The sequence below is a fragment of the Pseudoxanthomonas sp. CCNWLW251 genome (genome assembly GCF_037402255.1).
In the GTDB taxonomy this organism is placed as follows: Bacteria; Pseudomonadota; Gammaproteobacteria; order Xanthomonadales; family Xanthomonadaceae; genus Pseudoxanthomonas_A.
Window position 1 is genome coordinate 240,998 of record NZ_JBBEGA010000005.1, and the last position, 24,190, is coordinate 265,187.

General features: G+C 67.5%; 26 protein-coding genes. 17 read left to right on the forward strand and 9 right to left on the reverse strand.

Annotation, left to right across the window (positions count from 1 at the left end; translation table 11 throughout):
• Nucleotides 1–78: 78 nt before the first annotated feature.
• Genes WBN46_RS17685 through WBN46_RS17695 form a run of 3 tightly spaced genes read left to right on the forward strand, consistent with a single transcriptional unit; the run spans nt 79 to nt 2,909 of the window.
• Nucleotides 79–2,055, forward strand: coding sequence for a UvrD-helicase domain-containing protein (locus tag WBN46_RS17685; protein WP_337732717.1), 1,977 nt, complete (start codon nt 79–81; stop codon nt 2,053–2,055).
• 58 nt (nt 2,056–2,113) lie between these two features.
• Nucleotides 2,114–2,500: a hypothetical protein gene (locus WBN46_RS17690; RefSeq protein WP_192203255.1), complete on the forward strand. Its 387-nt coding sequence runs from the start codon at nt 2,114–2,116 to the stop codon at nt 2,498–2,500.
• Between the two features lie 34 nt (nt 2,501–2,534).
• Nucleotides 2,535–2,909 (forward strand): VOC family protein, encoded by a 375-nt coding sequence (locus WBN46_RS17695; RefSeq protein WP_192203256.1) that lies wholly within the window; start codon nt 2,535–2,537, stop codon nt 2,907–2,909.
• A 16-nt stretch (nt 2,910–2,925) separates the two neighbouring features.
• Here the strand turns inward: WBN46_RS17695 and WBN46_RS17700 are convergent, their stop codons facing one another.
• A complete protein-coding gene (locus WBN46_RS17700) occupies nt 2,926–4,332 on the reverse strand; it encodes a DUF2235 domain-containing protein (protein ID WP_337732718.1) in 1,407 nt (468 codons plus the stop codon).
• A gap of 52 nt (nt 4,333–4,384) precedes the next feature.
• Nucleotides 4,385–5,005, reverse strand: coding sequence for a hypothetical protein (locus WBN46_RS17705; protein WP_337732719.1), 621 nt, complete (start codon nt 5,003–5,005; stop codon nt 4,385–4,387).
• Between the two features lie 160 nt (nt 5,006–5,165).
• On the opposite strand from WBN46_RS17705, the gene WBN46_RS17710 reads away from it, so the two are divergent.
• Entirely contained in the window at nt 5,166–5,708 is a 543-nt protein-coding gene (locus WBN46_RS17710; RefSeq protein ID WP_337732720.1) for a DinB family protein, read from the forward strand.
• A gap of 3 nt (nt 5,709–5,711) precedes the next feature.
• Here the strand turns inward: WBN46_RS17710 and WBN46_RS17715 are convergent, their stop codons facing one another.
• Nucleotides 5,712–6,365: a DUF480 domain-containing protein gene (locus WBN46_RS17715; protein WP_337732721.1), complete on the reverse strand. Its 654-nt coding sequence runs from the start codon at nt 6,363–6,365 to the stop codon at nt 5,712–5,714.
• A 117-nt stretch (nt 6,366–6,482) separates the two neighbouring features.
• Between WBN46_RS17715 and WBN46_RS17720 the strand changes: the two genes are divergently transcribed.
• The 4 genes from WBN46_RS17720 (at nt 6,483) to plsB (ending at nt 12,122) form a co-directional block, all read left to right on the forward strand.
• Complete coding sequence (locus WBN46_RS17720) at nt 6,483–7,391, forward strand: 5'-nucleotidase, lipoprotein e(P4) family (RefSeq protein ID WP_337732722.1); 909 nt, start codon at nt 6,483–6,485, stop codon at nt 7,389–7,391.
• Nucleotides 7,388–8,113: an orotidine-5'-phosphate decarboxylase gene (pyrF, locus tag WBN46_RS17725; protein WP_337732723.1), complete on the forward strand. Its 726-nt coding sequence runs from the start codon at nt 7,388–7,390 to the stop codon at nt 8,111–8,113. Before WBN46_RS17720 ends, pyrF begins: the two co-directional genes overlap by 4 nt.
• Before the next feature lie 257 nt (nt 8,114–8,370).
• Nucleotides 8,371–9,312 carry a hypothetical protein gene (locus WBN46_RS17730; RefSeq protein WP_337732724.1) on the forward strand — a complete coding sequence of 314 codons (942 nt, stop codon included), beginning with the start codon at nt 8,371–8,373 and terminating at the stop codon, nt 9,310–9,312.
• A gap of 125 nt (nt 9,313–9,437) precedes the next feature.
• Nucleotides 9,438–12,122, forward strand: a complete 2,685-nt coding sequence (plsB, locus tag WBN46_RS17735; RefSeq protein ID WP_337732725.1) for a glycerol-3-phosphate 1-O-acyltransferase PlsB — start codon at nt 9,438–9,440, stop codon at nt 12,120–12,122.
• A gap of 86 nt (nt 12,123–12,208) precedes the next feature.
• On the opposite strand, the gene WBN46_RS17740 is transcribed toward plsB, so the two are convergent.
• Together WBN46_RS17740 and WBN46_RS17745 are read right to left on the reverse strand one after the other, a co-directional pair.
• Complete coding sequence (locus WBN46_RS17740; protein ID WP_337732726.1) at nt 12,209–12,928, reverse strand: hypothetical protein; 720 nt, start codon at nt 12,926–12,928, stop codon at nt 12,209–12,211.
• Between the two features lie 276 nt (nt 12,929–13,204).
• The gene (locus WBN46_RS17745) at nt 13,205–13,411 is read right to left on the reverse strand and encodes a YdcH family protein (protein WP_142122766.1); all 207 of its coding nucleotides are present in this window, start codon (nt 13,409–13,411) and stop codon (nt 13,205–13,207) included.
• A gap of 50 nt (nt 13,412–13,461) precedes the next feature.
• On the opposite strand from WBN46_RS17745, the gene ttcA reads away from it, so the two are divergent.
• The 4 genes from ttcA to WBN46_RS17765 all read left to right on the forward strand — a co-directional run bounded on the left by ttcA (nt 13,462) and on the right by WBN46_RS17765 (nt 17,066).
• Nucleotides 13,462–14,385 carry a tRNA 2-thiocytidine(32) synthetase TtcA gene (gene ttcA, locus WBN46_RS17750; protein ID WP_337732727.1) on the forward strand — a complete coding sequence of 308 codons (924 nt, stop codon included), beginning with the start codon at nt 13,462–13,464 and terminating at the stop codon, nt 14,383–14,385.
• Between the two features lie 162 nt (nt 14,386–14,547).
• Nucleotides 14,548–15,450: a recombination-associated protein RdgC gene (locus WBN46_RS17755; protein ID WP_337732728.1), complete on the forward strand. Its 903-nt coding sequence runs from the start codon at nt 14,548–14,550 to the stop codon at nt 15,448–15,450.
• A gap of 81 nt (nt 15,451–15,531) precedes the next feature.
• Nucleotides 15,532–16,320 (forward strand): SprT family zinc-dependent metalloprotease, encoded by a 789-nt coding sequence (locus WBN46_RS17760; protein ID WP_337732729.1) that lies wholly within the window; start codon nt 15,532–15,534, stop codon nt 16,318–16,320.
• 146 nt (nt 16,321–16,466) lie between these two features.
• On the forward strand, nt 16,467–17,066 hold the full coding sequence (locus WBN46_RS17765; protein ID WP_337732730.1) for a hypothetical protein: 600 nt from the start codon (nt 16,467–16,469) through the stop codon (nt 17,064–17,066).
• On the opposite strand, the gene WBN46_RS17770 is transcribed toward WBN46_RS17765, so the two are convergent.
• Both WBN46_RS17770 and hemH read right to left on the reverse strand, forming a co-directional pair.
• The gene (locus WBN46_RS17770; protein ID WP_337732731.1) at nt 17,067–17,912 is read right to left on the reverse strand and encodes an alpha/beta hydrolase; all 846 of its coding nucleotides are present in this window, start codon (nt 17,910–17,912) and stop codon (nt 17,067–17,069) included. It lies immediately after the preceding gene.
• Nucleotides 17,909–18,871 carry a ferrochelatase gene (hemH, locus tag WBN46_RS17775; RefSeq protein ID WP_337732732.1) on the reverse strand — a complete coding sequence of 321 codons (963 nt, stop codon included), beginning with the start codon at nt 18,869–18,871 and terminating at the stop codon, nt 17,909–17,911. Before hemH ends, WBN46_RS17770 begins: the two co-directional genes overlap by 4 nt.
• Nucleotides 18,872–19,041: 170 nt before the next feature.
• Between hemH and WBN46_RS17780 the strand changes: the two genes are divergently transcribed.
• The 4 genes from WBN46_RS17780 (at nt 19,042) to tatC (ending at nt 21,452) form a co-directional block, all read left to right on the forward strand.
• Nucleotides 19,042–19,899 (forward strand): lipid-binding SYLF domain-containing protein, encoded by an 858-nt coding sequence (locus WBN46_RS17780; protein WP_192203270.1) that lies wholly within the window; start codon nt 19,042–19,044, stop codon nt 19,897–19,899.
• Nucleotides 19,900–19,983: 84 nt separating this feature from the next.
• Nucleotides 19,984–20,205: a Sec-independent protein translocase subunit TatA gene (gene tatA / locus WBN46_RS17785; RefSeq protein WP_062353690.1), complete on the forward strand. Its 222-nt coding sequence runs from the start codon at nt 19,984–19,986 to the stop codon at nt 20,203–20,205.
• A 24-nt stretch (nt 20,206–20,229) separates the two neighbouring features.
• Nucleotides 20,230–20,700 (forward strand): Sec-independent protein translocase protein TatB, encoded by a 471-nt coding sequence (gene tatB, locus WBN46_RS17790; RefSeq protein WP_337732733.1) that lies wholly within the window; start codon nt 20,230–20,232, stop codon nt 20,698–20,700.
• Entirely contained in the window at nt 20,697–21,452 is a 756-nt protein-coding gene (tatC, locus tag WBN46_RS17795; RefSeq protein ID WP_337732734.1) for a twin-arginine translocase subunit TatC, read from the forward strand. Before tatB ends, tatC begins: the two co-directional genes overlap by 4 nt.
• A 36-nt stretch (nt 21,453–21,488) precedes the next feature.
• On the opposite strand, the gene WBN46_RS17800 is transcribed toward tatC, so the two are convergent.
• Both WBN46_RS17800 and WBN46_RS17805 read right to left on the reverse strand, forming a co-directional pair.
• Entirely contained in the window at nt 21,489–22,370 is an 882-nt protein-coding gene (locus WBN46_RS17800; protein WP_337732735.1) for a BPSS1780 family membrane protein, read from the reverse strand.
• A 32-nt stretch (nt 22,371–22,402) separates the two neighbouring features.
• On the reverse strand, nt 22,403–23,128 hold the full coding sequence (locus tag WBN46_RS17805; RefSeq protein WP_337732736.1) for a glutamine amidotransferase: 726 nt from the start codon (nt 23,126–23,128) through the stop codon (nt 22,403–22,405).
• An 83-nt stretch (nt 23,129–23,211) separates the two neighbouring features.
• On the opposite strand from WBN46_RS17805, the gene glyQ reads away from it, so the two are divergent.
• Nucleotides 23,212–24,141, forward strand: a complete 930-nt coding sequence (gene glyQ / locus WBN46_RS17810; protein ID WP_337732737.1) for a glycine--tRNA ligase subunit alpha — start codon at nt 23,212–23,214, stop codon at nt 24,139–24,141.
• Nucleotides 24,142–24,190 lie beyond the last annotated feature (49 nt).

Sequence of the window (24,190 nt, forward strand, 5' to 3'; positions counted from 1 at the left end):
GAAGCCTGGAGTGTCGACATGCTAGGAGAAGCAGGGCGCCGTTGTCTGTAAACTGATGGCCTACGCAGAAGTACTCCCATGCACGGTCTCAACCCCCCCCAACGCGCCGCCGTCCTTCACAGCAAGGGCCCCCTGCTCGTGCTCGCGGGCGCCGGCAGCGGCAAGACGCGCGTCATCGTGGAGAAGATCGCGCACCTGATCGCCGGCAACCATTTCCCGGCGCGCCGGATCGCGGCGATCACCTTCACCAACAAGTCCGCCAAGGAAATGCGCGAGCGCGTGTCCAAGCGGATCAAGGGCGACGCGGCCGAAGGGCTGACCATCTGCACGTTCCATGCGCTGGGGCTGAAGTTCCTGCAGATCGAACACGCGGTGGTGGGCCTGAAGCGCGGCTTCTCCATCTTCGACGCGGACGACGCCAACGCACAGGTCAAGGACCTGATGTACGGCGCCAAGCCCGACGACGTGGAAGCGGCGAAGAACCTGATCTCCCGCGCGAAGAACGCCGGCCTGTCGCCCGAAGAGGCCCTTGCCGAAGCGCGCACCAACCGCGAGAAGGAAGCCGCACTGCTGTACCAGCGCTACCAGGACCGGCTGACCACGTTCAATGCGGTGGACTTCGACGACCTGATCCGGCTGCCGGTGCAGGTGCTCGAGAACAACCCCGACATCGTCGCCGCGTGGCGGGAGCGCATCGGCTACCTGCTGGTGGACGAATGCCAGGACACCAACGACGCGCAGTACCGCCTGCTCAAGGCCATCGCCGGCGAGCGCGGCGACTTCACCTGCGTGGGCGACGACGACCAGAGCATCTATGCGTGGCGCGGCGCGAACCCAGACAACCTGCTGCAGATGGCGAAGGACTACCCGGCACTGCAGATCGTCAAGCTGGAGCAGAACTACCGCTGCAGCAACCGCGTGCTGCGCGCCGCCAACGCGCTGATCGCCAACAACCCGCACGAGCACCCCAAGAAGCTGTGGAGCGACCAGGCGGATGGCGAGCGCATCCGCGTGTGGGAATGCCGCGACAACGAGCACGAGGCGGAGAAGGTCGCCGCCGAGATCTCGTTCGTGCATGCGTCCAAGAGCGCGGCGTGGAGCGACTTCTGCATCCTGTTCCGCGGCAACCACCAGTCGCGCGCGCTGGAGAAGGCGTTGCAGCTGCTGCGCATTCCCTACCACCTGACCGGCGGCACCGCGTTCCTGGAGCGGCAGGAAGTGAAAGATGCGATGTCGTGGCTGCGCCTGCTGGTGAACCCGGACGATGACGCCGCCTTCCTGCGTGCCGTGCAGTCGCCCAAGCGCGAAGTCGGCGCCACGTCGCTGGCGAAACTCGCCGAGATGGCGCAGCACGCACATCTGCCGCTGTCGCGCGCGGCCGAGTCGATGGGCGCGCTGAAGGCGCTGCCACCGCGCGCAGCCAACGGCCTCAGTGCCTTCGTCGATATCATCCGCGACCTGCGCCGGCATGCCGAGGAGCTGCCACCGGCCGACCTGGTGCGCCGGTTGAGCGAACGCTCCGGCCTGCTCGCCGACCTGCGCGCCCAGTGCAAGGACGAAGCCTCGTTCCAGCGTCGCCGCGCCAACCTGGACGAACTGGCGGACTGGTTCGAAGGGGGCCCGCGTGGCAGTTCGGCCGGCGACCTCGCCGCCCAGCTCGCGCTGCTGTCGCGCAACGACAAGGACGACGGCGGCAACCAGGTGCGGCTGATGAGCCTGCATGCGGCGAAGGGACTGGAGTTCCGCTACGTCTTCATCGTCGGTTGCGAGGACGGCACGCTGCCGCATGAGACCAGCGTGGAGGAAGGCAACCTGCAGGAAGAGCGGCGCCTGATGTACGTGGGCATCACCCGCGCGAAGGAACAGCTGTGGCTGAGCCACAATCGCGAGACGCGCCGCTTCGGCGAACGTCTGCGCCTGCAGCCCAGCCGCTTCATCGACGAACTGCCGGCCGACGAACTCCAGCGCGATGGCGCCGATCCCGCCGCCGACGCGGAACGCAAGAAAGAACGTGCCAGCGCCGGCCTGGCGGCGATCCAGGCGATGTTCGACTGACCCACGCCGCCCGCGCTTGCGCTACGCTGCGCGGCATCGCAGGCAGGCGGAGCGCGACATGACACGCGACAGCAGGATTTGGCGGTGGGTCGGATTCCTGATCGCCTTCGTCGGCGTGGGCTTCCCCTACTGGCAACTCGCGCCGGAACTCGCCGGCTTGCCGCGCGCCCTCTACGGTCCAGGGCTGGTGGCGGTCGGCGTGGTGGCCATGCTGCTGCGCGCATTCGGCACCGGACGTTTCCTGCCGCTGTGGCTGCTCATCGCGATGGCAGTGCCGGCCGCGGTCCTCGTGCGGCTCGGACTGGATGCCCGCCATGGCGTGGAAGGCCCCGGCCTGGCCGTTGCCGACGTGGCCGTGGGCCTCGGGCTGGGATTGGCAACGGCCCTGGTCGGCATGCTCATCGGCAGCCTCTTCCTGCTGCGCAGCAGCCGGCGCCCCGGGTGATGTCCTCCCCTCGACTTACTGACAAGGCTTGCCGATGACACCGCACCTGTCCGAGATCCGTCAGATCGCGATCACCGTCAGCGATGTGGAGGCCGCGCTGGGCTTCTATCGCGATGCACTGGGGCTGGCGTTCCTGTTCCAGCCCGCAGCACAGCTGGCATTCCTCGATGCCGGCGGCGTACGGCTGATGCTGACCACGCCGCAGGGCGCCGGTGCGGTGGGCGCGAACTCGATCCTCTACTTCACGGTGCAGGACATCGTCTCCACCCAGGCGGCGCTGGTCGCGCGCGGCGCGACGGAGGAGCGGCCACCGCAACTCGCCGCACGCATGCCGGACCACGAACTCTGGACCGGCTTCCTGCGCGATCCGGACGGCAACCTGGTGGGGTTGATGGAAGAGAAACGCTGACCCGCGCCTGGCGCGCTCAACGCACCAGCGCGGGCGGTTCGCGGGCGGGTTCTGCGGGTGGCGGCTGTGGGGGCGCCACGTGCAGCGGCGGCTCCTCCCTCGCCGCCAGTTCCCTCGCGACATCCGCCTGGAACTGACGGGCCCACGGGCCGCGAAGGTATTCACTGACGAGCGCCGACATCGGGTCACCGCCGTTTGCTGCTCCTGCCCGGGACGCCCGCTGCACGATCTCATTCAGCCCGGGGCAGGCGGATCGATCCCCCGCGCGGTCAACATCAGCGTCCCCGGCCTGCCCGGGCGCCCGCAACGATGGCCCGGTACGGCGCTCGACCCGCGCATCGAGCGCCTCGTCGATCGGCTCCTTGCGATTGCAATCGTCGACCACGCCGCGCCGGCATATATGCCCGGGCGCGAGATCGTCCACGTGATCACGCGCGCCGTCCCGGTCGTAACCGCGCGTGCCGTACAGGCCCCCCATGTGCTGGTCGGATCGGTGGATGACGAACTGTGCTGCGTCCTCGGGAGCGGGTGGTTTCTCCAGATAGGGCCGGTCACTCAGCCGGTTGAGGAACTCCACGCCGAGATTGAAGCTCAGCGTGCCGAGGCCGTTGCGCTGATACGTGTCGCCGATGTCGCTATGGCTGCCCGCCAACCATGCGTTGTAGTTGCGATGGTCTTCACTGAAACCCGACGGCACATGCTCGCTGGATGGGAAAAGATCGCGGCGCTCATGTTGTGCCGTGATCTGCAGTGTGGACAGGGTCGAAGGTGGCAGCCGCCGATCATGCTCGTCCACGCCCGTACCGACGGGGTCCAGCAGCAGGGCTGCCTGCAACGTCCTTCCGGGCTCGACCAGCAGCGGACGGTCGGCGTACCGGATGCGTGTGACGAGCTCCTCATCGTCGCGCTCGACCTGCGCACCCAGCGGGTCACGGATCCCCCGCTCGTGCACCATGCGCTGCAGGGCGGCAATTTCCTCCGCCCCGCGACTGAACCCGACACCTGCGATCCGGACCTGCGCCCGGGGATCTTCTTCGATCCATTTCTTGGCCTGCAGGCAGAGCTGCAGATAGGCTGTCTCGACCCGCTCGTCGAAGCTATGGCCGAAGCGGCCGTCCGACCACTTCTCCGGCAGTTTCAGGAGCCCATTCTGGGTGTAAGTGCCTTCGACATAGCTTGTCGCAATGTTGCGGATCCCCTCGTCCTCAAGCGCCCTCACCTGAAGATGGATCTTCGCTACGGCGCTCCAGCTCTCCTGCTTGTCGTCGAACAGACTGTTCCCGGTTCCATCCATCGCCGCAACATAGAGTCGCTCATGTGGTCGGTCGCTGTGCAGCAGCACGGGAATGCGCATGTGCCCAACATCATTCTCCGCTGCATCATAGCTGTCGCGGCCGACTTCACCTGCCAGTTCCACGTCCACGCCACCATCGCGGCGGCCTGACTGACTTGAACCCATGACGAGCACTCCTTGCTCAGTAGGTGCGACTGAATACCTTGATCAGATCATCGCGGAAATCACTATGAGGGCGATCCGGGAACCGGGGCTTCTTCAACGCAATCATGTCCCGCATGTACACATTGATGGTGCGGTCGTTGACTTCGAGAATGATCCCGGGCGTTCCGCTTGATGCCGGATCCAGCGCATCCTCCCGTGCAACATGGTGGCGGATAAGCTCATCCTTGAAGATCTCGCCGATATCGATCTCCGCCTCAAGCGGGGTCCCGTCCCTCGATCGCCACGTAACTTTGGCGGGCGGCGGAAAGTTGCCGATGGGTCCCATGCTTGCTGTCATGTTGTCGGGATACCGCGACCCCAGCGCTTCGGATGAAGACTGCAACTTCGCCTCGGGATCATCGGCACGCACCCTGCCGCCATACACCACGCGACAGCCATACGTGCTGTACGTCGACACGCTGAACCTGTGTGCCCTGAACTTCAGCGGCCACTCCGTCCCCACATTGCTGTACCCGCCTTCCGGCAATTCCGTGGGAGTGCTGGAAGGTGGTGGCGTGGACATGGTGGCGTGGCATCCTGTCGTGGCAACGGAGATCAGCGCGCTGGTAGCGAAGCTCCGGAGAAGGCGTCGTTCCATGATGGCATTCCTGGCCTGTCGGCGATGCCGACGTTAGCGTGGGTTGGCGGTGCCTGCAATCATCGCTAGAAGATGTTCACATGAACCTGCTCTCTCATTTCTCGCGCGCCAGATGATGTGGTCGATGCGAAAGCAGGAATGTGAGAACCACGGGGGAAGCATGAGCATGGCGAGCGATGCGCGATTGACACTGCTGGCGTCGTACAACCAATGGATGAACCGGCGCCTGTACGATGCGGCGGCGACATTGCCGCATGACACGCTGGTTGCGGATCGCGGCGCCTTCTTCGGCTCCATCCTCGGTACGCTCAACCATCTGGTCGTCACCGACACGATCTGGCTCAAGCGGTTCGCTGTTGCGCCCGGCGCTGCCGCAGTGCTTGCGGCGCTGGACGACACGCCGATGCCGACGGCGCTGGATGCCATGCCGTACCAGACGCTTTCCGTGCTGCGCGAGCGGCGCGATTGGCTGGACGCCATGATCCTGCGATGGGTGGGCACCCTCACGCCGACGCAGTTGTCAGCCCGCCTGACCTATGTCAACACGAAGGGAACGGCCTTCACGCGCAGCGCCGAAGGCCTGCTCACGCACCTGTTCAACCACCAGACCCATCACCGTGGGCAGGTCACCACGCTGCTGTCGCAGGCAGGCGTGGATGTGGGCGTGACCGATCTGCTGGCGCTGGTACCGGAAGAAGGCTGACGCTCAGCTTTCGCGCGTCGCAAGCAGGCCGGCCAATTGTTCGCGCAAGGCGGCGACCTCGCCCTCCAGGGCCGCGACGCGTGCTTCGAGTTCTGCATTCGCGGGTTCGCCAGCGAGCGAAGCCGACGGCAGCCGTGCCGCGATCGCCACCACGTCCACCGGTCCACTGAGCAGATGCATGTAACGATCTTCCCGCTGGCCGGGCCCGCGCGGGATCTGCACGACCAGCGCAGGCTCGCGCTGGATCAGGCGTTCGAGGTGATGGCGCACGTCATCGGCATCGGCGAACTTGCACAGCCGCTCACTGCGCGCGAGCAGTTCGTGCACGGTCTGCGCGCCGCGCAGCATCAGCAAGCCCAGCAGCACCGCCTGCTGTTGCGGAATGCCGAAGAAGGCCGCCGTTCGATGCTCGTAGCGCTCGGCGCGCGAGGAGAACACCTGCTTCGCCAACCCCTTCTGCTCCAGCTGACGCAACGCGTGGTTCACCGCGCCATGGTCCAGCGCCATGACCGGATCGCGCGCGGTCTTCTGGTTGGCCGCGACCTGCGCGGCGTTGACCGTCAGCGGATAGGTCTCCGGCGTGGTGGCTTCCTTCTCGATCAGGCAGCCCAGCAAACGGGCCTCGGCGGCATTCAGTACGGGCGCGGTGTCTTCCATGGGGAAACAGTTGTCGGATGCGAGGGCGTGCAGGATAACCCGTGTCCCGGACGGCGCCGGACACCGACTGCAACACAGGTCCGCTAGAATCCACGCACCTAGAAGACCGGATTGCCCATGCGCGTTTCCCTGCTCGCCGCCGGCCTGGCGGCTTCGTTGCTGACCCTGTCCGCGTGCAAGCGCACCGAACCCGCAGCTGCGCCCGCCGAAGCCACGGCACCCCCCACGGCCACGACACCGGCGAAGCCCACCGGCGCGCACGACAACCTCAACGCGGTGGCGTGGGTGCAGACCTCGGTGGAGTACCGCGCCATCACCACCCAGACCTTCCGCGCTGCTGCCGACCACCTGGATGCCGCACTGAAGGAAAAGAACTGGGATGCGCTGGTGCCCGACGAGCGCGGCAACGCCGCCATCGGACTGAAGCCGGCCGTGGTGATGGATGTGGACGAGACGGTATTGGACAACTCGCCCTACCAGGCCCGCCTGATCCGGGACGGCAAGGAATACGACGAGATCAGCTGGGACCAGTGGGTGGCCGAGAAGAAGGCCAAGCCGCTGCCGGGCGTGGTGGATTTCGCCAAGGCCGCTGCCGAGAAGGGCGTGACCATCCTGTATATCTCGAACCGCGCCGTGCACCTGAAGGAGGCCACGCTGGCCAACCTGCGCGAAGCGGGCCTGCCCGTGGCCGACGACAGCGTGTTCCTCGGCCTGGGCACGGTGCTGCAAGGCTGCGAGCAGAACGGCAGCGAGAAGAACTGTCGGCGCCGCCTGGCCGGGCAGCAGTACCGCGTGCTGATGCAGTTCGGCGACCAGATCGGTGACTTCGTGCAGGTGGAAGCCAACACCCGCGACGGCCGCCAGGCTTTGTTCGACGAATACGACGACTGGTTCGGCGAGCGCTGGTGGATGCTGCCCAACCCGACCTACGGCTCGTGGGAGCCGGCGCTGTTCAACAACGCCTGGGACCAGCCGCCCGCCGCACGCACGCAGGCCAAGCGCGACGCGCTGGATTACGCGCCGTGAGTCCGCGTGGCCCGGTCGCGCTGACCGCGCGCGAGCGACTGATCTTCGCGCTGGACGCACCCTCCGGCGCCGACGCGCTGGCCTGGGTGGACCGCTTGGGCGATGCGGTGCAGTTCTACAAGATCGGCATGGAGCTGCTGGCGAGCGGCGACTACTTCACCGTGCTGGACGAGCTCGCTCGCCGCGACAAGCGCGTGTTCGTCGACCTGAAGTTCTTCGACATCCCCGCCACCGTGGCCGGCGTGATCCGTGGCCTGTCGCGCTGGCCGGTGACCTACGCGACCATCCATGGCTGGCACGCCGGGATGATGGAAGCCGCCGCCGAGGCCCGGGGCGGCGATCTGCGGCTGCTCGCGGTGACCGTGCTGACCTCGATGGACGGCGGCGACCTGCGCGCCATGGGCATCGCCAGCAATGATCCGGCCGGGATCGTCGTACAGCGCGCGCTTGTGGCGCAGGGTGCCGGCATCGATGGCGTGATCTGCTCCGGCCAGGAGGCCGGCATGATCCGCGCCGCCACCGGTCCCGATTTCTCCATCGTGTGTCCCGGTATCCGGCCGGGGGGGCCGGCAGGCGACGACCAGAAGCGCACCGTCGGCGTGGCCCAAGCGTTCGCGCTGGGCGCGGACGCGATCGTGGTGGGCCGGCCCATCAGCAAGGCGAGCGATCCGCGCTCGGCGGCCGAGGCCATTCAGGCCGAGATCGCCCTAGCGCTCCAATAAAATCAATAAGATAAATCGAGTTATTTCAGGTATTGCCTTAGCATTCGGGCGCAGGTAGGCTGTGCGCATCCGGCCTTCGGCCGGAGATGTGCCACAACACTTCGTCCTCCGGCTTCGGTCGGACTTCAGGAGGTCCGCGGCGTCGCAAGACACCCGGCCTCCTTTTTTATTGCCTGCAAGGCAAGTTGCGACGGCCATGCTTGCCGCTCTCCCCCGACTGACGTGAAGATGCGGGAAGACTGGGGAGTCACCGCATCATGTCCACGCCGTCCGCGTCCCTGCTGCGCGCGCTGGCCGCCTTCGGGCTGTCGCTTGTCCTGCTGGCCGCCTGCAAACGCGAACCCGAAGAGCTCGCCGGCGCCGCCAGCGAACCCGCCGCCGCCGTGCGCCAGTTGGCAACCCACCTGCAGCGCAACGACCTGGCGGCCTTCGCGCGCGACGCCGTTCCCGCTGACGTGCATGCACGGTTGGACGCTGCCTGGCGACAGGGCCACAGTCGCTGGCCGCTGACCGAGCTGCCACTGGACGACAAGCTGGTGCCGATGCTGGCCGCGCTGGCCGCGAAGGATTCGGAAAAGACGCTGCAACGCAGCTTCGACCGACAGTTCGGGCGGCAGGACCGGGACCTGAAGGAGGCCGCGCGCACGCTGGGCCTGTTCGGCGTGCAGTACGTGAAGAACGAAGGCGACTACACGCAGGAAGAACGCGACCACTACGCGCAGGTCATCGCCGCGCTGGGCGAGTGGGCGCAACAGGCGCCCTTGGGCGACCCGGCGCTGGCACGGACCACGCTGGCCCGGCTCGCACCCGCCGCCCGCACCAGCGGCCTGACCAGCGAAGACGCCCTGAGCCAGGCCGGCATGCAGGCCAGCCTGCAGCGGCTGAGGCCCTTCTTCATCGAGACCAAGGCCAGCTTCGCCCGCTACGGGCTGCCCCTGGATGCGACCTTCGCCGACCTGCGCACCGGCCTGGTCGAACAGAAGGGCGACACCGCCACGGTGCGGATCCACTATCCGTTGGCCGAACGCGAGATCGACACCGTGGTCAGCCTGACCCGGCGCGGCGGGCAGTGGTACCTGACCGACTACCTCCGCCATGCCGAGGGCGTGCTGGAGGCAGTGCCTGCGCCCCCGATCGCGCCACCTGCAATCGAGACCCCTCCGGGCTCGCCGCCGGGCAGTGGCGGCCCGACGCCCTAGGCAGTGGCATCCGCGCACCCGGGAACCCTGCTGCCGTCGCAGGGCCACCCGGCCGGTCCCGATGGACAGAGGGCGCCTGCCTGAACCTGTAACCGCTTCCCAGCCGGTCACGGGCGTGCGCCATAATGCGCCGGATGCCTGAACAGAATCCCCTGCCGTTCCCGGACGCCCCGAAACCGACGCCGCCGGAGAAGACCCCGGGTGCGACGGACCCCGCCGCGCCCGGAAACACCCCGGACACCCAGGTGGTCGCCGATGCGCCCGTCACGGCGGGTGTCCCGATGACGCCGCCCGCCCATCGCCAGGCCAAGCGGCCGTTGTGGGCGCGCCTGCTCGGTCGAGTGGCCGATCCGTGGCTGGCCCTGAACATCGAACCCGAATCGCCGGGTGGCCTGCTGGACGGACGCCCGGTCTGCTACGTGCTGGAAGACTACGGCCTGTCGAACGCGCTGATCCTCGATCGCGCCTGCCGCGACGCCGGCCTGCCCTCGCCCTTGGTGCCGCTGCCGGTCGGCGGCAACCCGCTCGGCCGCAAGCGCGCCTACGTGGCGCTGTCGCGCCGCAACGCCAGCACGTTGATCCCCGACCAGGTCAGCGCCAAGACCCATTCCGGTTCGTTGGCCAAGCTGTTGCAGGCGCATCGGGCCAACCCCGGGCTGGACGTGCAACTGGTGCCGGTGTCGATCTTCGTCGGCCGCGCGCCGGACAAGCAGAGCGGCTGGTTCTCGGTGCTGTTCTCCGAGAACTGGGCCATCGTCGGCCGCTTCCGCCGCCTGCTGGCGATCCTGCTCAACGGCCGCGGCACCATCGTGCGGTTCGCGCCGCCCGTCTCGCTGCGCGGCACGGTCGATGAAGGCCTGGAACCGGAACGCACCGTGCGCAAGCTGTCGCGCGTGCTCCGCACGCACTTCCACCGCATCCGCGAAGCCATCATCGGCCCCGACCTGTCCACGCGCCGCCTGCTGGTGGACCAGGTGCTGGCCGCCGAACCGGTGAAGGAAGCCATCGTCGAGCAGGCACGCCGCGACAAGTCCAAGCCCGAGGACGCGTGGAAGAAGGCGCACGCATATGCCTGGGAAATCGCCGCCGATTACTCCAACCCGGTGGTCCGCTCGGCCAGCTTCCTCCTGAGTCACGTCTGGAACCAGATCTACGACGGCGTGCTGGTCCACCACCTGGACAAGTTCAAGGAAGCCGCGCCCGGCCACGAAGTCGTCTACGTGCCCTGCCACCGCAGCCACATGGACTACCTGCTGCTGTCGTACCTGCTGTACGAACGCGGCATCGTGCCGCCGCACATCGCGGCGGGCATCAACCTCAACCTGCCGGTGGTGGGCACGCTACTGCGCAAGGGCGGCGCGTTCTTCATGCGCCGCAGCTTCCGCGGCAACCCGCTGTACTCGGCGGTGTTCACCGAATACGTGGCGCAGCTGGTGTCCGGCGGCTACTCGCTGGAGTACTTCATCGAAGGCGGACGCTCGCGCACCGGCCGGCTGCTGCCGCCGAAGGGCGGCATGATCTCGATGACGCTGCGCGCCTTCCTGCGCCAGCCACGCAAGCCGGTGCTGTTCCAGCCTGTCTACATCGGTTACGAAAAGCTGCTCGAAGGCACCAGCTACCTGGACGAACTGAGTGGCCGGCCGAAGGAAAAGGAATCCATCTGGGCCGTGCTGTGGGGCATCCCCAAGGTGCTGCGGCAGAACTACGGCCAGGTGGTGGTGAACTTCGGCGAACCCATTCCGTTGAACGACGCCCTGGCCAAGTACGCGCCCGAGTGGGACGGCACGCCGGTGGGCGAAGAGGAAAAACCCGCGTGGCTGTCCGAGATCGTGGATGCGCTGGCCCAGCAGATCCAGGTCAACATCAACCGCGCCGCCGACGTGAACCCGATCAACCTGCTGGCGCTGGCGCTGCTGTCCACGCCCAAGCACGCGATGGGCGAAGCCGACCTGGTCGCGCAGATCGAATTGTCCAAGACGCTGCTGGCGGAACTGCCGTATTCCGACCGCGTGACCGTCACCCCGCACTCGCCCGACCGCATCATCTCCCATGCCGAGGAGATCAACATGCTGCAGCGGATCAAGCATCCGCTCGGCGATGTGCTGAGCGTGGACGACGACACCGCCGTCTTGCTGAGCTACTACCGCAACAACGTGCTGCACCTGTTCACGGCCTCGTCGTGGATCGCCTGCTGCTTCCAGAACAACCGCCGCATGAGCCGTGCCGGCGTGCTGCGCCTGGGCCGCACGCTGTATCCGTTCCTGCAGGAAGAGCTGTTCCTGCCATGGAGCGAGGACGAGTTCGCCGAACGCATGGAACGCACCATCGAGGTGTTCATCCGCGAGGGCCTGCTGCAGCAGGTCAACGACGACGATGGTGGCATCCTGGCACGCAGCGCCGGCCAGACCGACGAAGTGTTCCGCCTGCGCGCGATCGGCCACTCGCTGCAGCAGGCGTTCGAGCGCTACTACATCGCCATCTCGGTGCTGGTGAAGAACGGCCCCGGCACGCTGGGCGCCGCCGAGCTGGAGAGCCTGTGCCAGCAGGCCGCACAGCGCCTGAGCCTGCTGTACGCGCCCGCCGCGCCGGAATTCTTCGACAAGACCCTGTTCCGCGGCTTCATCCAGAAACTGCGCGAACTGAAACTGGTGTGGCCCGACGAGAACAGCAAGCTGCTGTTCGACGAACGCCTAGACGCCTGGGCGCGCGACGCCAAGGCCATCCTCGGCCGCGAACTGCGCCACACCATCGAGAAGGTCAGTCCGGAAGCCGCCAAACCGGCCGAGCCGACACCAACGCCGCAGGACTGAGGTCCTGCTACCGGAAGCTGATGGTCATGCCCACCGCATCATGCAGGAGCTGACCAACCGGTTTCGTTTTCGCATGGCGGCGCCGCTCAGGACACCGCATTGAACGAGCGCGTCAGCCATGCCTTCGCCGGCAATGCGCGCGAGGGATCGCGTATCAGGCGGTGCAGCGGCGAGCCGCATTCGGACAGATAGGGCTCGTCCTCGATCACCAGCACCATCCGCAGCAGGTCCACGCCGCCCGGCAGGATGGCCGGGGGCAGGTACTCGCGGAAGCCATAGTGCTCGAACACATCGTGCAGGAACGGCTCGCATGCCAGCAGACAGAACTGGATGCGGTTTTCCTGCGCCCAGCGGTACGCCTCTTCCATCAACCGGTCCACCACCGGCTTGCTGCGCTGGTCGGCCTGCACGGCGAAACGCGTACCCACCGCGACCTGCGCCAGGGGCCAGGAGCGGGCGAAGGCGTCGATCTGGAACAGGCTGCCGTACTCCACCTGCACGGCCAGCGGCGCGAAGTCGTGCAGACGCAGGGTGGCGATCGCCTGCGTACCTTTTTCCACCGCCAGCGTGGTGCCGCACGCGTCCAGACCGTCGGTGACACGCTTGCTCCGGTCGCCGAACTGGCCCCGCTCGTGGAAATACACCTCGCGCCGCAGGCGCGGCACGTCGCCCAGGGAATCGCCCGGCGCGAAGCGATGCGCGCGCAGGCCCAGCCCGGCCATCGCCTCGTCCGCCGACGCCGCCACCAGTCGTGCCTCGCGGGCCGACGATGGCGTGCGGTGATTGAACGGTTTGTCCTGCTCCATGCCACTCCCTCGCCACGGCGCCGGAGGCGCACGCAGCCAGTCATTGGGAACCGCGGCGCCGGCAGGACGGCAAACGGTCAGTCGTAGGGAAAACCCCCACGCCGGGAAATCAAGCAAGCATCGGGCCAACTGTGCCGATCGCCCCGGAAGGGAACCACGGGGGCCACGGACGGGTATTTCAGGCTTCTGGCGACCCCGACGTGCAGGACGCATGCGTCCACACCGGCAGGGGGTGACGCACAGCGTCAGATCCGGGCTGTCGCGCGGCGCGCGGGCTCAGGCCGGCTCGTCGGGAATCAACGCGCTCTCCAGCCGCGCGATGCAGTCCTTCAGCCACAGCTTGCGCTTCTTCAGGCGCTTGATCGCCACCTCGTCGGCGTCGGCATCATCCACCAGGCGCGCGATCGCCTCGTCCAGCTCGCGGTGCTCGAGCTTGAGTTCGGTGACCTTCTGGGTGATGTCGGCGGGGTTGCTGATCTCCACGCGGCGAGCGTACACCGGCGGCGGCAAGGGCGTCACCGCACCCCGGTACAATGACGCCCATGAGTACCGTCCTGCCCTTGCCCGACCCCGTCCTGCGCCGCCCTGCCGCCGATCCGCGCCGCGCCGCGCACGAACAGGGCAAGCTGGCCAAGCGGTTGCGCCGCCAGGTGGGCCAGGCGATCGCCGACTTCGGCATGATCGAGGAGGGCGACAAGGTCATGGTGTGCCTGTCCGGCGGCAAGGACAGCTACACGATGCTGGACATCCTGCTGCAACTGCAGAAGAAGGCGCCGGTCAGCTTCGAACTGGTCGCGGTCAACCTGGACCAGAAGCAGCCGGACTTTCCCGAGCACGTGCTGCCGGAATACCTGGAACGTGCGGGCGTGCCGTACCACATCATCGAGCAGGACACGTATTCGGTGGTCAGCCGGGTGATCCCGGAAGGCAAGACCATGTGTTCGCTGTGCTCGCGCCTGCGCCGTGGCGCGCTGTACAGCTACGCCGAGGAGAACGGCTTCACCAAGATCGCGTTGGGCCATCACCGCGACGACCTGGTGGCCACGTTCTTCCTGAACATGTTCTTCCACGCCAAGCTCTCCGGCATGCCGCCCAAGCTGCTGTCCGACAACGGCAGGCACGTGGTGATCCGCCCGCTGGCCTATGTGCGCGAAGACGACATCGCCCAGTACGCCGAGGCGAAGGCATTCCCCATCATCCCCTGCAACCTGTGCGGCAGCCAGGAAAACCTGCAGCGCAAACAGGTCAAGAGGATGATGGATGCGTGGGAGCGCGAAACGCCCGGCCGCATCGAGACCATCGCGCGCGCGCTGGGCGATATCCGCCCGTCGCAGCTCAGCGATCCGAACCTGTTCGATTTCCTCTCCCTGGGCCACCGCGACGGCGCCGCCTTGCCCGATGCGCAGGCATGGCTGGCGGGCGAACCGCACCCCACCTCGGCGGACGAGGACACCTGACCTCGCCACACGCCCGCCGTCATCCTGGCAAAAGCCGGATCCTTGCAGTTGCGCTCCAGCGGGCTGACGGACAGCAGAAGCAGAATGGATCCCGGTCTTGGCCGGGACGGCGGGCAAAGCAACAACGCGCATCCCCCTCATTTACCGGACCCTGATTCCCTGATGTTCTTTCGCAACCTGACCCTGTTCCGCTTCCCGACTTCGCTGGATTTCTCCCAACTCGACGAACTGCTTCCCGAAGCCGTACTCAAGCCGGTCGGCCCACTCGAACTGTCCTCGCGCGGTTTCATCTCGCCGTTCGGCCGCGGTGACGACACGTTGTCCCACCGCATCAACGACGCGATCTGGCTGAGCGTGGGTGGCGAGGACAAGATCCTGCCCGGCGCCGTGGTCAACGACCTGCTGCAGAAGAAGCTGCAGGAAATCGAGGCGAAGGAAGGCCGCAAGCCCGGCGGCAAGACCCGCAAGCGACTGAAGGACGACCTGCTGCATGAACTGCTGCCGCGCGCCTTCGTCAAACCCTCGCGCACCGACGCGCTGATCGACCTGAAGCACGGCTTCATCGCCGTCGATGCATCGTCGCGCAAGACCGGCGAGAACGTGGTGTCGGAAGTCCGACGCGCGCTGGGCAGCTTCCCCGCGCTGCCGCTGAATGCCGAAGTGGCGCCGCGCAGCGTGCTGACCGGCTGGATCGCCGGCGAACCGCTGCCGGAAGGTCTGTCGCTGGGCGAGGAGTGCGAGCTGAAGGACGCGATGGAAGGCGGCGCGGTGGTGAAGTGCCAGAACCAGGACCTGCAGAGCGACGAGATCGCCAAGCACCTGGACGCCGGCAAACAGGTCACCAAGCTGGCGCTGGTGCTGGACGACCACGTGTCGTTCGTCCTCGGCGAGGACCTGATCGTGCGCAAGCTGAAGTTCCTCGACGGCGCGGTCGACCAGCTCGAGAACACCGAGCACGACGACCTGCGCGCCGAACTGGATGCCCGCTTCGCACTGATGTCCGGCGAGGTGAAGCGCCTGTTCCTGGTGCTGGAGCACGCGCTCAAGCTCAGCAAGGCGGATTGAGCCATCCAGGGAAGCGGGATCGGGTGCGGCTGAATCGCATCCGCCACCTCCAGCCCGCGCATGCCCACTACAATCGTGGGCATGCCTTCGCTGCACTCTCTCCTGATCGCCCGCGCGCCACGCAGCGTCGAGCGGGACACCATCACCCTGGAACTCGATGACGGACGCATCCTGGACGTGCAACGCGTCCGTGATCCACGTGCGAAGCGCCTCAAGCTCAGCATCGACGAGCGCGGTGCGCGCCTGACGCTCCCTCTGCGCGCCAGCCTGGTGGCGGGAGACCGCTTCCTGCAGCAACACCGCGACTGGCTCGCAGCGCAGCTCACCCGGCATGCGCCGGACGACGGGGACGACACACTGGTGCCCGGCCAGACCGATCGCCTGCCGCTGCGGGGCGAGTATCTGCCGCTCCAGTGGCACGAGGGCCGTTACGCGCGCATCGAGCGGGTCGGTGATGCGCTGCACATGCACACGACGTCGCGGACCAGTGCGGCCAGCCTGCAGCGCACCCTGCGTGCCTTCTATGAAGCGCAGGCGCGGGCCGACATCGGCCGCTGGCTGCCCGGTTATCTGGCGGGATTGCCACGCGCACCCCGGCAGATCCGGCTGAAGACCATGTCGTCCCTGTGGGGCTCACTGGCTCCCGACGGGACGCTGGCACTGGATCTGGCCCTCGTGCTGGGGCGGCCTTCGGCGTTCGAATACGTGCTCGTCCACGAGCTGTGCCACCTGCTGCAGGCCAACCATTCGCCGGCCTTCTGGCAGGAAGTGGAAGCGCGCTTCCCCGCCTGGCGCGACGAGCGCGCCTATTTCCATGCCGAGGGCCGCCGCCTGAAAGCACGACTGCACAGGCTGCTGGCCACCCCCTGACACCGGCCTGCGAACCCGCAGACTTCCGGCGCCGATGTCCGGAATGAGACATGCGTCACGAATCAAGAAGACATGCCGGAGATGGCAGGTCCCGCACGGAGAGCGGGCCTGCACTCCGGCACCTCGTCTTCTCCGGTACCCGCTCAATGACCCGTCCCGCCCCCTCGCGCGCGATTCCCGCGACCCCGGCCGCAACCGGGCCAGTCCGCCAGGCCGACACCGTGGCCTCGCTGAAAGCCTTTTCGCTGTACGCCATGCCAGGTTCGGAAACCGCCACCAGCCTTGCCGCGCGGCGCGCGCTGATGAGCCGGAAGGGTGTATCCGTGGAGGAGATCAGCGTGCGGGCGCGGGAGCGTCGGCACGCGGCCAGCCAGATCCAGCGATTCGACCGCCGCGCCAGGCTGCTGGCATTGCTGGTGCCCGCCGCTGCGGCACTGGCCTGGGTTGGCAGCATCCAGAACTCCCTCCCCACCTTGTTGACCGGCTACGTCGTGTTGGCGCTGGCGGCGGTGGCGCTGCTCGCGCGGCTCACGCGCACGCCGGACGCCGCACGCCTCCCACTCGAGCAGTACTACCTGCCGGACGAGCAGCTGGCCAGCGCGGAAGACATCACCCTCCTGCGGCGACTGGCCCAGCAGGATCCCGAGCTCGACGCGGTCACCACGGCGTGGTGGCGCAGTACCGCTCCGATCCGCAAGGGCGACATCCGGCTGGCGCTGGATTTCCAGCGCGCCAAGCGCGGCTGATCACTGCCGCAGGAACGCCAGCATCCGTGCGGCGACCGCCGCCGGATCCTCCATGTGCAGGTGATGGGTGCCCGCCAGTACATGCAGGCGCCCATCGGGCAGCAGCGCGGCGCGCTGTGTCCGCAACGGTTCCGGGAAATAGGCTTGCGGCGGGTCCGCATAGATCACCGTGGTGGGGCACACGATACCGGCCACGAGACGCGCCAGCTGCGCCTCGGAAAGGCGCTGCGGCGTAGGCAGCGTCAGGCGCGGATCGCTGCTCCAGACGAAGCCGCCCTCCACGGGCCGGACGCCGCGCTCGACCAGCAACCGAGCGGCAGGCTCGCTCAACTGGTTTGCCTGCATGCGCGCGCGGACCGGCGCGGCCAGGTCGGCGAACACGCGCAGTTGCTTGCCCGGCAGCGCGCGCGCCGCGGCAATGGCTTCGCGCCATCGGTCGGCCGTGCGCTCGACGGTTTCGGCCAGCCCGCCCAAGGCTTCGATGGCTACCAGCCGGCGAACACGATCCGGAACCGACGCGGCCACCAGGCTCGCGATGCCGGCACCCATCGAGTGACCGAGCAGCGAGAACGTGTCCCATCCCAGCGCATCCGCGATGTCGAGCACGGCATTGACCGCCACGCCGCTGGTGTACTCCGCTCCCGGCGCCAGATGCGCACTGCGGCCGTGGCCCGGCAGGTCGGGCGCGGCCAGTTGCACCCCGGGCAGGTGGGCGGCCAACGGAATGAAGCTCGCCGCGTTGTCCAGCCAGCCATGCAGGGCGAGCACGCGCGGGCCATCATCGTCGCCACGAAGTCCCGTGACCCGGCCCAGCGGAATGTCGACCTCGAACTCGCGCAACATCATGCGGGGGTGCCGACGGCGCGCTGCGCGAGTGCCGCCAGCGCATCGGCATGGGCAGGATCGTCATTCAGGCAGGGCAGGTAGCGCAGCTCGCCACCGGCATGCGCGAATTCCTCGGCGAAGCCGATCCCCACCTCCTCCAGCGTTTCCAGGCAGTCGACCGCGAAGCCGGGGCACACCACGTCCACCTTGCGCACCCCACGCGCAGCGAGTTCGCGCAAGGTCACGTCGGTGGCAGGTTCCAGCCAGCGTTCCTTGCCGAAGCGCGACTGGTAGGTCAGGGTCCATTCGTCGTCGCGCAGTCCCAGCGCCTGCACGATGGCGTGCGTGCTCGCCTGGCAGCGTTGCGGATACGGATCGCCATTGCGGGCAAGCCGCTGCGGCAGTCCGTGATACGAGAACAGCAGGTGCTCGCCGGCGCCGTTCGCCCGCCGCCACTGCCGGATCGATGCCGTCACGGCCGCCAGCCATCCGGGATCGACCGAGTAGTCCTCGATGAAGTGCACCTCCAGCCCTGCGGCTTCCCGGGTAACCACGTCGCGCACGGATTCGGTGGTGGTGGTGGAGTACTGCGGATACAGCGGCAGCACCACCACGCGCTGCACTCCGGCGGCACGCATCGCCTCCAGGCGCGCACGCACGGAGGGCTGCCCGTAACGCATCGCATCGACCACGTGCCAGTCCGGCAGCCGCGCCTGCACCGCTCCGGCCAGCCGACGGGTGTACACGGCGAGCGGCGAACCCTCCGGCATCCAGATGCTCGCGTACTTCGCCGCCGCCTTGGGACCGCGCAGGGGCAGGATCAGGAAATGCAGCAGCGGGCACCACAGCCAGCGGGTCAGCTGGACCACGCGATGGTCGTGCAGGAACTCGGACAGGTACCGGCGCACGGCGGGCGCCGTCGGCGCTTCCGGGGTGCCGAGATTGACGGCGAGCAAGGCGGTGGGAGAGGTATCGGGCATCCCGTTATTGTGGCAGAGCCGTGCACGCACACCGATCCGGAAATCCCAGTGCGGCTATCAACCCCGCGAACCGCGGCGAGCACCGTCCAGCGTCAGTGGCGATTCATCCATTCACGCCTATTTTCAAGCGATTGCAGTAACTTGCTGCCAATCCGCTTCTGGAGCCCCCCATGAACCGCACGTCCCGCCGCCTGCTGCCGCCCACCGCCCTCGCGCTCGCCGCCGCCCTGTTCGCCGGGCAGGCCATCGCAGGTCCGAAGGAGGACGAGCGCGCGAACAACGCGGTGCGCGTGCTCAACGAAATCCAGCGCATTCCGGAGAACGGCATCCCCGACAAGCTGCTGGACGAAGGCAAGGCCATCATCGTCATCCCGGACACGCTGAAGGCGGGACTGGTGATCGGTGGCCGTCGTGGCCACGGTCTGATGTCGGTGAAAAGCGCCGATGGCAGCTGGTCGCAGCCGGTGTTCGTCAAGCTCACCGGCGGCAGCATCGGTTTCCAGGCCGGCGTGCAGTCTTCGGACGTGGTGCTGGTGTTCCGCAATGACCGCTCGCTGGACTCCATCGTCAATGGCAAGTTCACCCTGGGTGCGGATGCCGGCGTGGCGGCGGGTCCGGTGGGCCGCAACGCCAGTGCCGCCACCGATGGTCAGCTGAAGGCCGAAATCTGGTCGTGGTCGCGCGCGCGCGGCCTGTTCGCCGGCGTCGCACTGGATGGCGCCGTGCTGCAGATCGATGACGAGGCCAACACGTCGGTCTACGGCAGCGCCGCGACGCCACGCGCGATCTTCGAGAGCCGCGCCGGCCAGCCTTCCAGCGCCGTGGTCGGCTTCCGCGACCAGCTGGAAGAAGTCACCGAACTCGCGCGGGGCAACCGCGGCACCACGGGGACGTCCACGCAGGTGGCGGCCTCCACGCCCGCGCCTGTCACCGCGCCGGTCGTGGTGGAAGCCCCCGCGCAGGCGCAGGGCTTCGAGCCGGTGCAGGACGGCGAAGTGCGCACCGAACCGCTGGACGGCAACCCGTAACGGAAGTAATGGGCGGTGGATCGCCATCCCGGCGGTCCGCCTGCGCTATCCTGAGCGCCCCGACTTTTCCTGCGAGTACACACCATGGGCGGTTTGAGCATCTGGCATTGGATCATCGTGCTGGTGGTCGTGTTGCTCGTCTTCGGGACCAAGCGCCTGCGCAACGCCGGCCAGGACCTGGGCGAGGCGGTCAAGGGCTTCAAGAAAGGCATGAAGGACGACGACAAGCCGGCCGGCCAGTTGAACGACCAGTCGCGCACCGATGAATCCAGCGCCGCCAAAGAGCGCGACCGCGACGCCAACTGATCGCGCGGCATCGCGGCCGCGGCCATGTTCGACATCGGTTTCAGTGAACTGCTGGTCATCGCCATCGTCGCGTTGATCGTGCTGGGCCCCGAGCGCCTGCCCAAGGCAGCGCGTTTCGCCGGCCTGTGGGTGCGGCGCGCGCGCGCGCAGTGGTATTCGGTGAAGGACGAGCTGGAACGCGAACTCGCCGCCGACGAACTGAAGCGCAACCTGCAGGACGCCAAGGACGCGATGCGCGAGACCGAGCAACGCATCCGCGACAGCGCCCGCGAAACCGAGCAGCAGTTCGAGGAAGTGCGCCAGGCCGCGCGCGACGACGCGAAGGCGTTGCATGACGACGTTGCATCGGCGATCACGCCACCCGCGCTGGCAAGGCCGCCGGCGGCGACCGGAGAGGTGCCTGACGCTACCGACACGCCCGCCGGTACGGATGCCACCGACACGCCCGAGACCGGCACCACGCCCGACCTGTTCCCGCCGAGGGAGACGCGATGAACCGCGAATCCTCGAACCAGGAAGCCGAAAGCAGCCTGATGGAACACCTGCTGGAGCTGCGCACGCGGCTGGTGCGCGGATTGGCGGGCACGGGGGTCATCCTGCTGGCGCTGCTGCCCTTCGTGCGCCAGCTCTACGACCGCCTGGCGCAGCCGTTGATTTCGCAGCTGCCGGCCGGACAGGCCGCGCAGATGATCGCCAGCGACCCGACCTCGGGCTTCTTCGCGCCGATCAAGCTGGCTTTCTTCACCGCCCTGTTCCTGTCCTCGCCGTGGCTGCTCTACCAGGCGTGGAGCTTCGTCGCGCCCGGGCTGTACAAGCATGAGAAGCGGCTGGCGGTGCCGTTGCTGGCGTCGGCCATCGTGCTGTTCTATGCAGGCTGCGCGTTCGCGTATTTCCTGGTGCTGCCCAGCGTGTTCCACGCACTGACGGTGTTCACGCCGGACATCGTGACGCTGGCGCCGGACCCGGCGAAGTACCTGGACTTCGTGATGGTGATCTTCCTGGCCTTCGGCGTGAGCTTCGAGCTGCCGGTGGCGCTGGTGATCATGGTGTTGCTGGGCTGGGTGACACCGCAGCAACTGCGCGAGGGCCGCGGCTACGCGATCGTCGGCGTGTTCGTCGTCGCCGCGCTGATCACCCCGCCGGACGTGGTGTCGCAGCTGATGCTCGCCATCCCCATGTGCCTGCTGTACGAACTGGGCATCATCGCGGCGGGTTGGCTGAAACCGAAAGAACAATCCGCATCGTAGGGCGGGCCCTGGCCCGCCGCATGGCGATGTCGAAGCTCAGACTTCGATCCTGGTCGGCGCCACCGATGCACCCGGAGCGACCACGCCCTCGCCCAGCATCTGCCGCCATGCTGCGTACGCCGCACCGGCCAGCACCGGCATCACCACCGCCATCAGGGTGAACTGCCACAGCCCCATCGCGATGGTCGCGCCCACTGCCAGCGCCAGGATCGAGGCCACGAGCAAGGAGCCGACGCCGACCGCGAAGATGGCGATCCCCGCCAGCAGGTAGAACACCAGCATCGCGGCCCAGTTGTGCAGGCAGGCGCGCAGGCTGTTGCGCATGGCCTCCATGACATGGGTGCCCGAAAAGAGGATCTGCGGCGAGGCGATGAAGGTCATCCACTTCACGGCCACGAAGACGATCGCCACCAGCAGCAGCCACAACAGCAGGCGACCGGCAGGCAGGCCTTCCACCAGGGAAGGATCGGGTTGGCCCCCGGCTTCGGCGATGGTCTGCATCTTCTGGTAGACGTCGGCCAGATGCTGCAGTTGTTCGGTGCCCACCAGTACGAACAGCAGCGCGCCCATCACCAGGGCCGCGAGCAATTGCGGCAGCAGGGTGGCCAACAAGGCCGGCGCATGGCCGTCGCGCACGGGCTGCAGCAGGTTGGAGGGCCGTGCGGCGCGACCCTGGTCAACCTCGCGCACCGCCCACAGCATGCCGGCGAAGAACAACGGACCCGCCAGTACGAGCAGGAACTGCATGGCCAGCGTCATGGCCGGCAGCGACACCGCCACCAGCATCACGCCCATCGACAGCAGGCCCCACAGCACGGCCAGCGTGGCCAGCGGCACCGGCGCGCGCTTCAGCAGCGCGAAGCCCGCCAGCAGCCATTCCGCGCCGGCACTGGCCGGCACCTTGTTGATCGTCGACATCGGGGTTCTCTGGAGAGGGTGCAGCGGTGGACTCAGCGCGCGTGCAGGCCACGCGCATGGCGGACGAACCGCCGCAATAGTTTGCGGGCTTGCGGCGCCGCCGTCACGCTGCGGGCGATGCTGCCGGGGCAACGGCCTTCGCTGCGCAGGTGGTCGGCGCGGGCATGCACGTAGCCGCGCATGTGGTGGGTGGCGAATTCAGGATGGAACTGCACGCCCCAGGCGTGGTCGCGCCAGCGGAACGCATGGCAATCGTCCTGCTCGGAACGCGCCAGCACGGTGGCGCCTTCCGGCGGCCGCGCCACGGTCTGCACATGGGTGGCGTGGGCGGTGAACTTCAGCGGCAGCGCGCCGAACAGCGGGTCGTCCTGCGCCTGCGGATGCAGGTCGATGTGGACGGTGCCGGATTCGCGCCCGGCAGGGTTGTAGGCCACCTCGCCGCCCAGCGCGTGCGCCAGCAGCTGATGGCCGTAGCAGATGCCCAGCAGCGGCAGGCCTTCATGGGCCGCGTCGCGCAGCCAGTCCGCACTGCGTTCGCTCCAGTCGGCCCGGTCGGTGACCATCGCGGCCGAGCCGCTGACGATGATGCCGGCAAAACCTTCGCGACGCGGCAATGCGTCGCCCCGCTCCACGTTCGCCACCACGGTTTCGTCCGCCTCCAGCCCGGCCGCCACGCGGATCCAGTGCGGGAAGCCGCCATACCGTCGCATCGAGCGCACCGGCTGGCCGGTTTCAACGATGAGGAAAGGGGCTTTCACGGCGGCATCCACGACGGCAAACATCAGCGGGAAAAGGGCTTGCCCGTATACTAGCCCGCTTTTCCGCAGTGCACGATAAGTCGATGACCGGACAGACAATTTCACCGGCAACTTTCCAGGGCCTGACATTCCAGAACCTGATCCAGACGCTGAACCAGTACTGGGCCGACCAGGGCTGCGTGCTGATCCAGCCGCTGGACCTGGAAGTGGGCGCCGGCACCTTCCACCCGGCCACGTTCCTGCGTGCGCTGGGGCCGGAGCCGTGGAATGCCGCCTACGTGCAGCCCAGCCGCCGCCCCACCGATGGCCGCTACGGCGAGAACCCCAACCGCCTGCAGCGTTACTACCAGTACCAGGTAGTGATGAAGCCCAACCCCGACAACATCCAGGATCTGTACCTGGGTTCATTGAAGGCGCTGGGCATCGATCCGCGCGTGCACGACCTGCGCTTCGTCGAGGACAACTGGGAGTCGCCGACGCTCGGTGCCTGGGGCCTGGGCTGGGAGGTGTGGCTCAACGGCATGGAAGTCACCCAGTTCACCTACTTCCAGCAGGCCGGCGGCCTGGAATGCCGCCCGGTGCTGGGCGAGATCACGTACGGGCTGGAACGCCTGTGCATGTACCTGCAGAACTGCGACAACGTGTATGACCTGGTGTGGACGGTCGGTCCGCAGGGCGTGGTGAAGTACGGCGATGTGTACCACCAGAACGAAGTCGAGCAGAGCACGTACAACTTCGAGCACGCCGATGTGGCCGAGCTCTTTCACCGTTTCGACGCGTGCGAAAAGGAAGCGCTGAAACTGGTCGACGTGGGCCTGCCGTTGCCCGCCTACGAGCAGGTCTGCAAGGCCAGCCACAGCTTCAACCTGCTGGATGCGCGCCGCGCCATTTCCGTGACCGAACGCCAGCGCTACATCCTGCGCGTGCGCAAGCTGGCGCAGGCGGTGGCCGAGGCGTACTACGCGCAGCGGGAGAAGCTGGGGTTTCCTGGTTTGAAGAAAGAATCCGCTTGAAGCCCCTCTCCCGTCGGGAGAGGGGTTGGGGAGAGGGTCCGGCGACACC